The organism is Caballeronia sp. LZ032 (assembly GCF_031451315.1).
In the GTDB taxonomy this organism is placed as follows: Bacteria; Pseudomonadota; Gammaproteobacteria; order Burkholderiales; family Burkholderiaceae; genus Caballeronia.
Genome location: NZ_JARUXP010000005.1, coordinates 116,798 through 132,269, shown reverse-complemented (window position 1 = coordinate 132,269; position 15,472 = coordinate 116,798). Strand labels below are relative to the sequence as shown.

Annotated in this window: 11 protein-coding genes and 1 pseudogene; 8 read left to right on the top strand and 4 right to left on the bottom strand. The window is 59.8% G+C overall.

The features are described 5' to 3' along the window. Window positions 1-101: 101 nt before the first annotated feature. The gene (locus QCE69_RS35140) at window positions 102-971 is read left to right on the top strand and encodes a glucose 1-dehydrogenase (protein ID WP_309935545.1); all 870 of its coding nucleotides are present in this window, start codon (window positions 102-104) and stop codon (window positions 969-971) included. A 546-nt stretch (window positions 972-1,517) separates the two neighbouring features. Here QCE69_RS35140 and QCE69_RS35135 read toward each other — a convergent pair. The 3 genes and pseudogenes from QCE69_RS35135 to QCE69_RS35125 all read right to left on the bottom strand — a co-directional run bounded on the left by QCE69_RS35135 (window position 1,518) and on the right by QCE69_RS35125 (window position 4,292). Then, complete coding sequence (locus QCE69_RS35135; protein ID WP_309935544.1) at window positions 1,518-1,955, bottom strand: response regulator; 438 nt, start codon at window positions 1,953-1,955, stop codon at window positions 1,518-1,520. 550 nt (window positions 1,956-2,505) lie between these two features. Beyond that, a pseudogene (nadE, locus tag QCE69_RS35130) lies at window positions 2,506-3,350 on the bottom strand (ammonia-dependent NAD(+) synthetase). 447 nt (window positions 3,351-3,797) lie between these two features. Continuing rightward, complete coding sequence (locus QCE69_RS35125; RefSeq protein ID WP_309935543.1) at window positions 3,798-4,292, bottom strand: DUF892 family protein; 495 nt, start codon at window positions 4,290-4,292, stop codon at window positions 3,798-3,800. A gap of 442 nt (window positions 4,293-4,734) precedes the next feature. On the opposite strand from QCE69_RS35125, the gene QCE69_RS35120 reads away from it, so the two are divergent. From QCE69_RS35120 to QCE69_RS35110, 3 genes are all read left to right on the top strand, one after another. After that, window positions 4,735-5,961, top strand: coding sequence for a glycosyltransferase (locus QCE69_RS35120; protein ID WP_309935542.1), 1,227 nt, complete (start codon window positions 4,735-4,737; stop codon window positions 5,959-5,961). Then, window positions 5,951-7,261, top strand: a complete 1,311-nt coding sequence (gene glf / locus QCE69_RS35115) for a UDP-galactopyranose mutase (protein ID WP_309935541.1) — start codon at window positions 5,951-5,953, stop codon at window positions 7,259-7,261. The genes QCE69_RS35120 and glf overlap by 11 nt, the downstream gene beginning before the upstream one ends. Before the next feature lie 71 nt (window positions 7,262-7,332). Then, window positions 7,333-8,493, top strand: a complete 1,161-nt coding sequence (locus QCE69_RS35110) for a beta-glucosidase (protein WP_309935540.1) — start codon at window positions 7,333-7,335, stop codon at window positions 8,491-8,493. A gap of 786 nt (window positions 8,494-9,279) precedes the next feature. Here the strand turns inward: QCE69_RS35110 and QCE69_RS35105 are convergent. Then, complete coding sequence (locus tag QCE69_RS35105; RefSeq protein WP_409021267.1) at window positions 9,280-10,347, bottom strand: YihY/virulence factor BrkB family protein; 1,068 nt, start codon at window positions 10,345-10,347, stop codon at window positions 9,280-9,282. A gap of 544 nt (window positions 10,348-10,891) precedes the next feature. Between QCE69_RS35105 and QCE69_RS35100 the strand changes: the two genes are divergently transcribed. The 4 genes from QCE69_RS35100 to QCE69_RS35085 all read left to right on the top strand — a co-directional run bounded on the left by QCE69_RS35100 (window position 10,892) and on the right by QCE69_RS35085 (window position 15,464). Beyond that, on the top strand, window positions 10,892-11,761 hold the full coding sequence (locus QCE69_RS35100; protein ID WP_309935538.1) for a manganese catalase family protein: 870 nt from the start codon (window positions 10,892-10,894) through the stop codon (window positions 11,759-11,761). 324 nt (window positions 11,762-12,085) lie between these two features. Next, entirely contained in the window at window positions 12,086-12,289 is a 204-nt protein-coding gene (locus QCE69_RS35095) for a CsbD family protein (protein WP_309935537.1), read from the top strand. Between the two features lie 95 nt (window positions 12,290-12,384). Continuing rightward, window positions 12,385-14,187, top strand: coding sequence for an ATP-dependent DNA helicase RecQ (locus tag QCE69_RS35090; protein WP_309935536.1), 1,803 nt, complete (start codon window positions 12,385-12,387; stop codon window positions 14,185-14,187). Window positions 14,188-14,459: 272 nt separating this feature from the next. Beyond that, the gene (locus QCE69_RS35085; protein ID WP_309935535.1) at window positions 14,460-15,464 is read left to right on the top strand and encodes an alpha/beta hydrolase; all 1,005 of its coding nucleotides are present in this window, start codon (window positions 14,460-14,462) and stop codon (window positions 15,462-15,464) included. Window positions 15,465-15,472: the final 8 nt, after the last annotated feature.

Here is a 15,472-nt window from a genome sequence, read left to right as displayed (position 1 = left end):
TTGCGTTCCTAAGTATTCGCCAACGTGTGTGGGCGCTGGAACGCCCAATGCTGTATCGGTCGCATGGCCGCGCGAGCGGTCGTCTTTTGAGGCCCATCATCATGACCGATACCAGCCAATACCCGCGCCCGCCCATGCCGTCGCAGCAACAGGACAACCGCCCCGGACTCACCGCCCCGATGAACCCGCAGCCCGATCACGGCGAATCGAGCTACAAGGGCAGCGACAAGCTAGAAGGCAAGGTTGCGCTCATCACGGGCGCGGACAGCGGCATCGGGCGCGCGGTGGCGATCGCCTATGCGCATGAAGGCGCGGATGTCGCCATCGCCTATCTGAACGAGCACGCCGACGCGGAGGAAACCGCGCGCTGGGTCGAGAAGGCAGGGCGCCGCGCGCTGCTGTTGCCCGGCGACATCACCGACCGCGCGCACTGCAAGGAGCTCGTCGCGAAGACCGCGCAAGCGTTCGGGCGCATCGACGTGCTCGTCAACAACGCGGCTTATCAAGCGACCTACGACAAGCTCGAAGACATCAGCGACGACGAATGGGACAAGACCTATTCGACCAACATCGGCGCGATGTTCCGCATCACGAAGGCCGCGCTCGCGCACATGAAGGCGGGCGGCGCGATCGTCAACACGACGTCGGTCAACGCCGATGCGCCGAACCCCGGCCTCATCGCGTATGCGAGCACGAAAGGCGCAATCCAGAACTTCACTGGTGGCCTCGCGCAACTGCTCGCCGAGCGCGGCATTCGCGTGAATTGCGTCGCGCCGGGGCCGATCTGGACGCCGCTGATTCCGTCGACGATGCCACCGTCGAGCGTCGAAAACTTCGGCATGCAGACGCCGATGAAACGCCCCGGCCAGCCCGCCGAACTCGCCACCGCGTATGTGATGCTCGCATCGGACGAAGCGAGCTACACCTCCGGCGCGACCATAGCGGTGACGGGCGGCAAGCCCATCATCTAATACTCAGCGGCACAGCGAATGCTGAAAACTTCGAGCGCTGCCTCAGCCAAAACGTCAGCATCGGGCGTGCCTGTATTCGAGGCATCATTCCCTCGAGCAAAACCCTCAGCTGGCGAAATGATTGCCGTGACGATTGCTGAACCATGACCCGAACGGGTAAGTTCTTGAAGCTGTTCTCCGCACCGTTATGCAGTTCGCAAGGTAAAAAGGGGAGCATATCGCTGTGACAACATGTAAGCACGCGAGGCGCCGAGTCCTCCTTTCCGGACATCTGCCAACTATCGTCAGAATTGGCTCAACGCCCATCAACGCAACGACAGTTTCAACCAAAGGCGGTATTAGCAATAGATTCGTCGCGCCCCAATTACTCCGAATTCCGAAGCCCGAGCTTTCGCAGGCGACGACGCTTCTACCCGATTCGCAGCTCGTTAAGCAGTCGTACGGTCGGCTCAACGATTGGCCGTCGTGGCCTCCCTTACGCGAAGCCCGACCTATCGAAGGGCAGTGCTAGCCATGGTCGGTTGCGGGTCTATGGCGTGTCCAGTCCTATCTAACGCGTAAGAAGTGGGTGGCAACAGCCCTCAGCACTGAATACTTGCCCGCACGGCGTCGTCGTTGGACAACCTTCAATTGACGGAGCAGCGCGAGTACTGGAAACGGCTTGCTCATGAAGCAGGCACACGGTACGCTCGGGCGTCGTCGAGAATCGGAGATGAGAATTACCGGGATGTGGGCGAGTTTCGGCTCAGAGAGCATCACACGGATTAACCCTACGCCGTTGAGGCCGGGCATCGCACAGTCTGTCACGACAACGTCCGGCGGTGCAGCTTTCGCAAGCGATAGAGCGTGCTCGCCGTCAGTCGCCGTTCGGACGATATAGCCTTCTGCCGCAATCGCAATCGCAATCGCAATCGCAATCGCAATCGCAACGCCGAGCAAGCCCAGCCATCCCATATCGTCGTCGACAAGTAGCACGGAAGCCATCCATTCCTCCCCGTTGCTGAGCGCGGGTTGCGATGCGTGAGCCTTGGACACCGCCTCGACGCAGCCCTGTCTGCGAGCAGTTCATGCTAGCCGGCACCCTGGACCGCTTTATTGCTTTATCTTGCCTGTCGCCTTCGGGTTTGCGTCCTGCCCCGACGCGCCACCCGGCGACATGCCTTTCTCGCGTTGCTGCATCAGGGTTGGAGCGCCTGCGCCGCTTGCCCCGGTTGAGGCAGCCTGAGCTGCCTTGCCCGTCGCCGTGAAACCTAGCCGAGTTAAATTCAGGACGTACGGGCGTGGCGCAGAGGGCGTGGCGCAGGCAAGTAAGTTTCTGAGCATGAACCGGGAAGCAGTTTGATGTAGTGCGCGGACATCAGTCTCGGCGCCCGCCACAACATGCCCAACGAGCCATAGAACAAAATTAGAAAAGGCCGTGCACCAAAGGCATTCACTCGTGTAAAAGGCTCCCACCTAATCATCGTACGTGGGGGGCAAGTTACGGCCCACGAAAAACGTTTGCCCGCAGCTGCCTGTACCGCGACTCGACCAATCAGTTCCGAGGGACCTCCACGGGGAGCGAGCGCTTGTGTCGTGTTGCCGTATGGAAGCGGCGTATCGTCGTTAGTACTTGCTCACTGACTTCTTTTCCTTCGAGAAAATCGTCGATGTTTTCGTAACTAATGCCGTAGCTGTCTTCATCGGGTCGCTGGGGCGTGAGCGACTCTAGATCGGCAGTCGGCACCTTCATAACGAGTCGCTCTACCGCTCCCATCGAGCTCGCCAGCGCCCGCACGCGTCGCTTAGTAAGGCCCGAAAGCGGCAGTACGTCGGCGCCGCCGTCGCCATACTTCGTAAAGAAGCCCATGAGCGACTCCGCAGCGTGGTCCGTGCCAATCACCACCCCACGCGCGCCCCTGCGATCGCATACTGCGCAATCATGCGCTCGCGCGCCTTCATGTTGCCTAGCACGAAGTCCCTGTGGAAATCATCCGTGTATTGCGCGCCGGCGCTTTCAAGGGCCGCAAGCATTTCGTCTGCGCTCCCTTTTACATTTACCTCGAGAGTCTCGTCCGGACGCACGAAGTCGAGCGCGAGTCGCGCATCGTCCTCGTCACGCTGCTTGCCGTATGGCAGCCTCACCGCGACAAAATGAGCTTCATATCTGCGGGCTCGTAGACGTTCGACGCTCAGCTGAGCGAGACGGCCCGAAGCGGAGGAATCGACGCCTCCGCTGATGCCCAAGACGAATGTCCGAAGTCCCTGCGAGACCAAATAGTCGCATAAGAAGCCTATTCGCCGCTCTCGTTCAATGTCCACGTCGAAATTCTCTGCTACGCCGAGCTCGCGGATTATCTGCTTTTGCCAGGCTCTCCAGTTGTCCGGATCTTCAGTCATCGCTCTTCCCTTGTCACGCGACCGTGGGCGCTCGAAGTAACGTTCAATACGCTACAGCGCATAAAGCGCTGCCGCGCGGCGCACTCCCGCAGCGCACTTCGTTACGCTGTCTTCAAACTTCTTCCTCTCGCGGAAGCTGACATCTCGCCGCTACGCGCGCGAAGTGAAACACTGCGTGCGTGGCGGTGCGCCGCCGCCGGCGCAGCGTCGGCGACTCGCGTGTCGGACACGGCGACATCAGCACAACATACCTCCGGTTGCAATGCGCCTTGCCTCCACGCGCTACGGCTTCGTTTCTAGCCCATGAAGCTCCATCGTCTCCTTCCGAACGCCAATCGTCTCACCGTTTCCATTCATGCGACGGGTACGCCGCATGGAACTTTATTGGACCCCACGCGGCGTAAACATCGGTTCAGCGACTGAAAATGGTCGGATACAGCTAGCGGCTTACTTGCCATCCTCCTCTTGAGAGAGCTCTTGCTTGGCCAACATCGTCAGTTTCTCGTCCGTTGCCTTTTCCTCTTCCAAGGTCTCGAGTAAAAGATTCATGCCCTCCGTATAGCCCAGCTTCTTGGCGAGTGTGGCAAGCGTCCCGTATGCAGCAATCTCATAGTGCTCGACCTTCTGAGCTGCGGCGATTAACGCCGCATCCAAGATAGGACCCTTCTCGATTTCTTCAATTTGCTCTTGTCCCTCTTCGACAAGCCCCTCCATGGCGACGCACTTCAGGCGCTTCAGCTTGATTCCAGAGGTCTCGACGACTTGATCGATTCGCTCGACTTGGCCTTGGGTCTCTTCCAAATGGGTCTTGAACGCTGCAGACAATTCCGGGTTAGTGGCCGCCCGGGCGAGTTTGGGCAACGCCTTGGTCAGTTGCTTCTCCGCACTATAGATATCTGAAAGTCCGTGAATGAAAAGATCGTTGAGAGTTGCGACAGCCATGACGATTCTCCTATCGAGGGGAGGGGCGCAAACCATTGCGCAAACGTCGTGCCGCTCGAAAGGGCAGCCGTTGGCAGCCGCTCTGTTGGGTCACGATTGTGACCTCCATTCACGGAGGCGCGGGAGGGTCACTCACCCATGGCTCTATTGCAATTCCGGCGTCTTCCGCGCCCAGTGGCGACTCGTGCGAGCCAAAAGGACGAGGAAATCCTTCGATGCAGCAGTGTGCGCTTAAGACCGACAAATAACCGCTTGTCGGCGCCGCATGAGCCGCGCCATCAGCGTCTTCTCGAGACGTCGCGCTTCCACGGCTGGAGGCACCGTCCTTGCTGAATGCTACCAAGCCCATGTACGGATTGCTCGGCGCCTTCTCCGATCACTCGTCGCTCCTCGAACACAACGCCGGGGAACAGTCGGCTATAGCGAACCCCGTGAGGCCGTCATGAACAGAAATCAACGTCCGGCGCTGGCGAGCAAGATAGTTTCAACGCCGGGCGCGGCAGAATCCTACCCGCTCGAAGACCCGTTCGATGGCGTGATCTGCTTCTCGCATCTGCGCTGGGACTTCGTGTATCAGCGCCCGCAACACCTCATGTCAAGACTGGCGAGCCGTTATCCGCTGTGGTTTATCGAAGAGCCGGTCGATGTTGGCCAAGGAAAGGCTCGCCTCGAAATTCGTCGCGGCCGAACAGGACCGACCGTTGTCGTACCGTGTCTGCCGGCAGGCGCTGCACCAGAACGCGACGCTTTTGAGAAATGCCTTATTGACGCACTCGTGTCAGAGATGGGCTTGAAGCGGTATCTGCTCTGGTTTTATACACCTATGGCACTGCCGTGCGCGCCGTCTCTCGCACCCGTCGCGACCGTCTACGACTGCATGGACGAACTAAGCGCGTTCGTGGGTGCGCCGGCGTCGCTCGAACTTGCCGAGCGCGCCCTGCTTGCGAAAGCCGACCTGGTCTTTGCGGGTGGGCGAAGTCTGTACCAGGCCAAACGACGGCATCACCGGGCCGTTCACTTATTTCCAAGCAGCGTCGACGTGGCGCATTTTAGACAAGCCCGGAAGGCGCTCCCTGAGCCACAGAGTCAGCGGGCGATACCGCGTCCACGTGTCGGCTTTTTCGGCGTGGTCGATGAGCGCTTCGACACGGTTCTGTTGCGCGAGGCAGCTGCAGCACGGCCAGATATCCATTTCGTCGTGATCGGTCCGGTCGTGAAAATAGACAGCAGCGAATTGCCGCGATGCCCGAACATTCATTATCTTGGCAAGCAAGCGTACGCCGACCTGCCTGCATTTCTCGCGCACTGGAACATCACCATGATGCCGTTTGCGCTCAACGCATCCACCCGCTTTATCAGTCCGACGAAGACACCGGAATACCTGGCCGGTGGACGTCTCGTCGTGTCGACCGCGGTTCGCGATGTCGTGGACAGGTACGGCAGCAGCCCTGCCGTCTTCATCGCACGAGCCTGTGGGGATACCACCTCGCTCGCGTCATTTCTAGCGGCGCTCGATGAAGCACTTGAGCAGTCGGCCGACCGGCTCTTCGTCGAGCAAGCGGCAGACGCGGCTCTCATGGGTATGAGTTGGGATGACACCTTCGAGCGAATGCACGACGTCGTGTTGCAAGTGTTGGAGCAAGGGCAGGAGGTGAATAATGCGCAATGACCTGAGCAGGCGCGAACCAGCAATCGGAGATAACCGCGGCCCCGGCAGCACTGACGGCAACGCCGCCTGCGCACGTGGCCCAGTCGGCCCGCGATGCGCACGTTGCCAGCCGTATGACTACCTGGTGGTTGGCGCGGGATTCGCCGGTGCTGTTCTTGCCGAACGCCTCGCCGCCGGCCTGGGCAAAACGGTGCTGATCATTGACCGCCGCGACCACATCGGCGGGAACGCCTATGACGAACTTGATGCAGCAGGAATCCGAATACATCGTTATGGGCCGCATATCTTTCACACGAACGCACAGCGGATCGTTGACTATCTGTCGAAATTTACCGAATGGCGTCCGTACGAACATCGTGTAAAGGCGCACGTCGACGGCATGCTGGTGCCGATTCCGATCAATCTGACGACTCTGAATGTCTTGTATGGGCTCCACATGACGTCGGTGGAGGCACGCGCCTTCCTCGCCGAACGCGCGGAGGCGCTAGCTGACGTACTCACCTCGGAAGACGTCGTCGTCAGCGCGGTGGGCCGCGAGCTATACGAAAAGTTTTTCCAGGGATACACCCGCAAGCAGTGGGGCATGGACCCGTCGCAGTTAGACAAGTCGGTCACTTCTCGTGTGCCCACGCGCACCGACACGGATGATCGCTATTTTGCCGATACGTTTCAATGCATGCCCACTGAGGGTTATGAGCCGATGTTCAGAGCCATGCTATCGCATCCTGCGATCACAGTCAGGCTCAACACTGATTTCCGTGAAGCGCGCAACGACTTCCTCTGCAAGCACATTATCTATTCCGGCCCGATCGACGAATATTTCGACTTCTGCTTTGGCAAGTTGCCGTATCGCTCGCTCAGGTTCGTACACGAGACCCTTGACCTACCGCAGCTTCAACCGGTGGCCGTGGTGAACTATCCGGACGAAAACGTCAAATACACGCGCATTACCGAATATAAGCACCTGACGGGCCAGTGTCATCCGAGAACCAGTATCTCCTTTGAATATCCGAGCGCCACCGGCGATCCGTTTTACCCGATCCCGTGCTCAGACAACCAGGCGCTTTACAAGCGCTACGAAGCCTTGGCCCAGCAGACGCCTGGTACCACGTTCGTGGGACGCCTCGGAACTTACCGCTATTACAACATGGACCAGGTCGTTGGACAGGCGCTCGCCGTTTATGCGCGGATTGAGGCCGAATCGCGCTCGGGCGAACGCGCCCCGCCACAGAGCGCAAGTCACAGGGAAGCCATGGCTGACAGCCCACTTCAAACCGCGACGGACATCCCATCACGATGAGACCTGCGCCTGAGTTCAAGTCCTTTTTCTGGGGCGGGTTTGAATGCGCAAGTCATCGAAGGAATGACGGCGTGCGGCTCGACCTCCTCCGTTCCACTGCGCACGATGTACACGCGCTCGCGGACTATGTCAGCCTGGCGGAACACGGCATAGTTACCGTGAGGGACGGCGTGCGCTGGCACCTGGTTGAGCCGCGACCCGGTCGCTACGATTGGACCAGCGTGCTCCCGATGCTGCACGCGGCCAACGCCTGCGGCGTGCAGGTTGTCTGGGACCTCTGCCATTATGGGTGGCCGGATCATATCGACATCTGGCGGCCTCAGTTCGTCGAAGCATTCGCGCGGTTTGCCGCAGCCACCGCTGACCTCGTCGCATCGGAAACCGACGAAGCGCCGGTCTTCACCCTGATCAATGAAATTTCATTTTGGTCATGGTTCGGCGGCGAGGTCGGCGACATTCGCCCATCGACATTCGGCCGCGGGCTCGAACTGAAACATCAACTCATTCGAGCGACCATCGCTGCAACGGATGCGGTCCGGGCGGTGGCTCCGGGCGCACGCTTCGTCACAACCGACCCGTTGATCAATGTCGTCTCACGCTTGCCAGAACGTCAGGATGACGCCGAGCGCCATCGCTTGAGCCAGTATCAAGCGTTTGATATGCTGACGGGCGAGCTCTGGCCTGGACTCGGAGGCGAGCAGGCGTACCTAGACATCGTCGGTTTGAACTATTACAGCTTCAACCAGTGGCTTATTGAAGGCGGCGAGCTCGGCCCAGGCGACCCAGAGTATCGCTCGTTGTCCGATATGTTTGAAGAAGTGTACAGTCGGTACAACCGCCCGCTAGTGATTGCCGAAACCGGTGCAGAAGGTGATATGCGGCGGCCATGGTTGTCATTCGTGGCTGACCAGGCGTATCGAGCACGAGCGGCCGGCGTACCGGTCGAGGGACTATGCCTTTATCCAATCGTCGACTATCCCGGCTGGAGTAACGACCGGCATTGCGAGACGGGACTGCTGGGTTATCCTACGGAAGTCCGGTCGGGCGCCGTATCGCCTGAACCGAGCCGACCTATCTTCCACCCGCTCGCAGAGGAACTCGCGTTGCAGCGACACCGGTTCGAAGAGCCGAGCGACTGTCGCCGCCCTTGCCCAAAGACGACAAAGGGTTCACTCGACACGACATCGGAACTCGTTTTGATGCCACAGCGTGCTGGCTCCGCAGGAAAATAACCCAGGCCACGGCCCCTTCTATCGGAAGCCCCCGACCGGCTGCATTTTTCGACTTGCTTAGGTGCTGGTCCTTCGGTACGAACGCTCGTTAGTTAGACGACAGCGTGTCGTCTGCTCGAATGACTTCCACTAAGGAAGGTGCTTGTACAATGACCGGAACCGTCGTGCGCCGAGAAATAATGGGACGAACATGTCCATCCGTATGCACGTTCATCTGGGTAGTGGCAGGAGGACACCGCGACTACCACAAGGATCCGAAGCCGGTAAGTACGGCGATTCCATGGCAAATTCGACCGGTGCCATCGGCATGGCTCCAATGCCCAATTTCAGCCCTATATCGAGGCGCCCACTCCGCCACGCAGCAATGTAATCGGTGTAACGCGCCGCGCACGCCACCTGCCCGTGCAACCCGCCCTTTTTTATGGCGCGGGCGCGTTTTTCGAGGCCTTGCGACGTGACCGAAGCATCCGGTGCCCGTGCGCTCGCAGATCACTCTGAACTCGCACGCTCGTTTCTTCTGCAGTCCGCGAATGGTCGCGGCTCAGGCCGTTCAAATAAACGACGAGCGCTCCGCCGAGGAGCAGCAGGATCACCGTCATCACTATCACTTTGACACCATCAACCATTGGCCGCGCGGCCTGCCGTAATTACAGTCGCACAGTAGGCCGGAAAAAGGGCTCTGTAGAATTGGCGGCTTGGCTGGTTATCGTGGCCGCATCCGCCAATCGTCTCTTTCTCGCCCCACAAATGCGGGCTATCGCCCAGTCGTCCGACCGAGACGCCGTGTCACTTCCGGCTCGAACCGCTCGGGCTTCGGGCAAATAGGAACAGCCCCGCTCCCACCAACGCCGCTGCCAAGCGTATAGGGTTCGCTCTCAGCAACTGCAGAAAGTGTGAAGCAGCAGGCGAGCGCAGAGTGTCGGGGGTGCGTCCAACCGTGTTCAAACGTTTCGCGCTTGCGGAGAGCTGCGGATTCGACGGCGCAGAAACAGGCGGCAACCCCGCCCGGCCGGAAGTCAAAGTCTGGGGAATGGGATCTTCATTAGCACCGCGGGTCTCCCCCGATTTCTTTGCCCTACCCCCTTCGTGTTCTTCGCCACGTTGTTCGACCCGTGATGCAGCCGCCTCTGCTCCGAGCAAGAGTACCGCGGCGGCAAAATACAGCCACATGAGTAAAACAGCCAATGATCCGGCTGCGCCGAACGCGCTTGCGGTCCCGGCGTGCGTGAGATAAAGCGCGAAAAGCTTCTTACCCACCGAGAAGAGAACCGCAGCGATGCTGCCGCCTACCAAGGCGTCGCGCCACGGAACATGACCGTCGGGCAGGTACTTCAACAGCGCAGCGAAAGCGCATGAAAGGATCAGTAGCGCGATCACAAACTGCGCGACGTCGGTGAGAACGACGAGGGGTGACGCGCCAAACGCCCACTTTCCCGCTGCCTGCACGGCAGTATCCAGGACCAGCGATATGACCAGCAAGAATGCGACGCCCATCACGAGCCCGAAGGAGATAAGGCGGACTTTGACAAGCGTCGTGACGCCGGACTTCAACTTCTCTTCAGACGGCCAGATGATCGATAGAGCGGTGTTTAACGACGAGAATGTCGCGGAGGCGCCAACGGCTAACAACGCAAATGAAATCAGGGCCGCCAAGCCGCCGCCGCCACTCTGATGGGCATGTTCCACGATTGCCTGAACACTCGCCGCTGCATCTTTTCCCAGCATGCCACTGATCTGCCCAAATAGCTGGCCGCGTGCTGCTTCCGCTCCAAAGACAAGGCCGGCAACGGCGATCACCATGACGAGCGTCGGCGCGAGCGAAAACGCCGAGTAGAATGCAATGCTGGCGGCCATCGGCGCGCATCGGTCCGCAGAGAAACGTTTAAACATCCGGACCGGCCAAGCACTTGCTCGGCTTATAAAAGACGGCGAGGTCATTGCAGGTCTCCGCTTAGGATTCCCCAAGATATAGCATCGATGATGCCTAGTAGGAACGCGCGGCGCCGATCGATAGGATGCCGTGCAAAGGAAGCTGTGTGCGAGTGCAGTTAGCGTGATGAACAAGCGTTCGCGAGTCGCTGCTCGAGCACTCTGAGCGACCCTGTGCCCTATCTGAAGCTGCAACGCCGAGCTGAGCAAATACGCGGGGGCGACGCCGGTGGCACACGCATTGCTCGACGAACAGGACCGCGCGCTTGATGTCTGAACGCGAAGCGGTCCTGTTATCCAGCGGCGTGCCGCATACGCCAGCGCACGTTCGTTGCGCTGAGACTCGAAGCACAAAGGCCGTAGTGACGCCGAGGCGCTCCCCGGCCGCTTCGAGCTGTACCTTCCATCACTTTTGCGTACACGGTGCCGTGACGGCCTGCGCGCGACCTCATGAAAAAAGGAGCCGTTGATGTTCATTCATAACAAACGCCTGCAATACACCGTCCGCGTTGCGACGCCGAACCCCGGCCTTGCCAATTTACTGCTCGAGCAGTTCGGTGGGCCACAAGGTGAACTCGCCGCCGCGTGCCGCTACTTCACTCAGGCGGTCGGCGAAGATGACCCTGGCCGTAAGGACCTGTTGTTCGACATCGCCACTGAAGAATTGAGCCACCTCGAAATCATCGGTTCGATTGTGGCGATGCTCAACAAGGGTGCGAAAGGTCAGTTGGCCGAAGGCGTCGAGCAAGAGGCGGAGCTTTACCGTTCGCTCACCGGGGCCGGCAATGACTCGCACATCACCTCGATTCTGTACGGCGGCGGCCCCCCGCTGACGAACTCGGCAGGCGTGCCTTGGACTGCGGCTTACATCGATACGATCGGTGAACCCACCGCCGATTTGCGTTCCAATATCGCTGCTGAGGCCAGAGCGAAGATCGTCTACGAACGGCTTATCAACGTCACTGACGATCCGGGCATCAAGGACGCACTCGGCTTTCTGATGACGCGTGAGATTGCGCACCAGAAGTCCTTCGAAAAAGCGCTGCATTCCATTCAACCGAACTTTCCGCAGGGCAAGTTGCCGGGCAATCCGGAATTCACAAACGTGTACTTCAACATGTCCAAGGGCGACGACGCCCGCGGTCCATGGAATGAAGGCGGCGACTGGGAGTTCGTCGCGGACCCGCAGCCCGCTGTCGACGGAGGCGACGGAATGGCTACCGTTACGGTGTCTGAAGAGGACGTGCAGACACTGCAGTCGATGGCCTCGCGCACCGCATCCGATCCGACTGCCGATCCCACGACCGGCGCGGACCTTGGATCTGGCAAGGCCGTCTGACCGTCGGCATGCGTCTGAGAAGCAACCGCGCTCCGGGCGCGGTCATGCCCATCTAGCCAGGAGGACGTCGCGAATGCCCGCTGTTATCGAAGGGAATCGTTTTAGGTCATCGCAACCCGGTTGACTGGATTGCAGGCGCACTGGTCATCATCGCCCAACTGGGGCCAGACGGCGCCAGTTGGACCGTGGTGCAGCCCTATCTGGCACAGCCGCCCGCTTGCACGCATGGGCTACGTGCCGGTCGGGCACGCGGGCGCCTGTCTCCCCGTACGCGCTCATCTCGCTATGGGCTTGCGCGACACTAACGAACTGCAGGAGGTAGAAATGAACAGCGACCAAAAAGAAGGCATCAAGGAACAGATCAAGGGCTGGACCGACAGTGCGATTGGTACCCTGACGGGAAACGAAGATCGCAAGCTAAAGGGCGACGTTGAGATCACGAATGGCGCCAACAGAAAAGACTACGGCGACCAGAAGGACAACATTGGCAAGGGTGTCGAAGACCCGGGCGAGCCAACGAATCAGTGATTTTAAAGTCAGTGGTCTGTCACCTTGCGACAATGAGCGGGCAGAGCCCAACGCTTACAGAACTTCCTGATCATCCATACTACGGATGCGGCTCTATGCATAACGATGACAAGACGTCTACACGAACGCGCACGCCGCTAGATCCGCAACTGGAAAGCGCCCTGAGGAGGGTGTTCGGCTTCCCTAATCTGCGGCCCGGACAGGAAGAGGTCATCCGCAGTGTCCTTGAAGGACGCGATACACTGGCCATCATGCCAACGGGCGCGGGCAAATCTCTCTGCTATCAGTTGCCCGCGCTACATCTTGATGGCATGACACTGGTTGTATCGCCGCTGATATCGCTGATGCGCGATCAGGCCAGCAAGCTCATGGAAGCTGACATCGCAGCAACGGTCATCAACAGCACGCTGTCAGCAATCGAGGAGCGCGATGCGCTGCAGGCTATCGCGGACGGTGCGATTCGCATCCTGTTTGTCACACCCGAGCGCCTCGTTAGCAGTGAGTTCGTCACGATGCTCACGGCCGACGGCACGCCTGACGTGCCGCTCGTCGTCATCGACGAGGCACACTGCATCTCGCAATGGGGACACGACTTTCGTCCCGCGTACGTCGAGCTGATACATGCAGTGAAAAACATCGGGCACCCGCCTGTGCTTGCGTTAACCGCGACCGCGACACCTGCCGTCGGCGCGGACATCGTGCGCGAATTGCAAATGCGCGATGCAAACATTATTCATACCGGCGTCTATCGCGACAACTTGCACTTCGCCGTCGAACAGATGACAAATCTCGATGACCGGCGAAAGCGCGCTGTCGAACTGGCGAGAGCGGAGGAAGGCAGCGGCATCATCTATTGCGCGACCGTGGCCGAGTGCGAGACGCTGCATGCACTGCTCCTTGATGCAGACGTCCAAGCCGAGCGCTATCACGGCAAGCTGTCGGCCAAGGCCCGCTCGGAGGCACAGGACGCCTTCATGGAAAACCGCGCACGCGTGATGGTAGCAACGAACGCGTTCGGCATGGGCATCGACAAACAGGATATTCGCTTCATTATTCATGCGCAGATGCCGGGCAGCCTCGATGCGTACTATCAAGAAGCAGGCCGCGGCGGGCGCGACGGCGAAGCCGCGCGCTGCATTCTTCTGTTCGAGTTGAAGGACAGACAGGTCCAGCAGTTTTTCCTGGGCGGACGCTATCCAACTACGGAAACCATCCGCAAGGTGGCCGAAACGGTGCAGATGCTCGCGCGGGACAGCGAAAACAAAGTCCTCGAAAAACCGCTTGAGCGGTTACGCCAAGCGTTGCCGAACGTAGGCATCAACAAGCTACGCGTAGCGACAACGCTGCTCAACGATATAAAAATGACCCGCCGCACGCGCAACGGTGGCTTGAAGCTCATCGACGACGGCGGCGCAATGGCGAAAGTCGACGCGACCGCCGAACAATTCGCAGCGCGCGCCGAGCGCGACCAAGCGGTGCTTGACCGCATGATTACCTACGGGCAAAGCGCCCGCTGTAGATGGCGGATGTTGCTCGACTACTTCGCCACCGATGTCGCAGATGTCGTAGATGCACGATCTCAAGCGTCATCAGGCGATCGAAAACCGATCGATGAACTCGGCGGCGAAAGCTGTGGCGTGTGCGACAACTGTATGCACCCGCCCACCGTGCAGGAGAGTCCGCGTGAAATCCAAGTGCCGGCGCGCCCGCATGAGCTCACGCGCACCTTCGCGGTAGGCGACGTCGTCCGCGTGCGCCGTTATGGCGAAGGGACGGTAGAAATGGTCAGCGGCGATCGCGTCGCCGTGCGCTGTTCGGACGACGAGACGCGCACGTTCATCGCCCGCTATGTGAAGCGCGCTGCCTCACCCGAGGCAGATCGACGTTCCTGGAATTGAGGCGCGGCTCGGCCTCGCTGAGCCCGCCCGGCGATAGCCTTTGTGCGAGACCATCGTTCACTGACACGGTTTGCCGCCAACTACGAAGCACGAAGGCGCGGAACGGACGACCTGGAGCGTGGCTCTGACTGATGACAACGCACGGCGCTTGCTCTTACGTCGCGACGACTGCGACACGAGTTTTTCGTCGCAAGGCCCGGTGTGTCTGGCCTTACCGGGCCGACTCGACGCTCATTTGAAGACTTTTCCTAAATCGGCATTTACGAGGCTCTATGTATCGTCTGTCCCGCCAGAACCCCACCGTTGGGCGCGTCCTGCCGTCATTGGCGCTCGCCGCCGGTGCGCTTGCCTCGCTCGCAGTTTGGAACCTCTATCACGCACGAAAGGCGGAACGACGTAACCCACCCGTCGGTCGGTTTATCGAGGTCGACGGGGTGCGCCTGCACTATGTTGAAAAGGGTAGCGGTCCTGCTGTTGTGCTCCTCCATGGGAACACCGTCGCGCTGCAAGACGGACTTTGTAGCGGTCTGTTCGATCGGCTGGCCGAACGGCATCGTGTCATTGCGTTCGATCGCCCCGGCTTTGGTTACAGTGAGCGACCGCGTGATCGACTTTGGACGTCACAAGCGCAAGCTCGGCTTTTGCATGAGGCGCTCGACAAACTGAGCGTCGAGCAGCCCCTGGTACTCGGCCATTCATGGGGCACGCTGGTGGCCCTCGACCTGGCGATGGATTTTCCTGCGGACGTGCGGGGCCTGGTTCTGGTTTCCGGCTATTACTACCCTAGCGCTCGACTGGACGTCGCGATCAGCGCGCCAGCGGCAATCCCGCTCCTGGGCGATGCACTGCGTTATACGGTGTCTCCCCCCACCGCGCGGCTGTTGCTCAAGCGCACAGCACAGGCGATGTTCGCGCCCACGCCTCTGCCCGAAGATTTCTTTGTTGCCATGCCTCGAGATTTTCTATCCCGTCCGCTCCAGATTCGTTCCGAAGCGGAGGACGCAGCGTTTATGATTCCGGCAGCGGCGCGGCTGTATAAACGCTATCCGGAGCTAGCGATGCCAGTCGCTATCTTCGGAGGTGCCGACGATAAGATCGTCGACGTGGAGGCCCATTCAGTCCGGCTGCACCAAGATGTCCCGCAAAGCGCGCTGAACGTTATTCCAGGTGCGGGCCACATGGTGCACTACGAAATTGCCGAACAGATCGAGCATGCAATACGACACATGACGCGCGCAGGAGACGGCACTCAAGGACGATTCGCTGTGGCGTCGTAGCTTGCGAG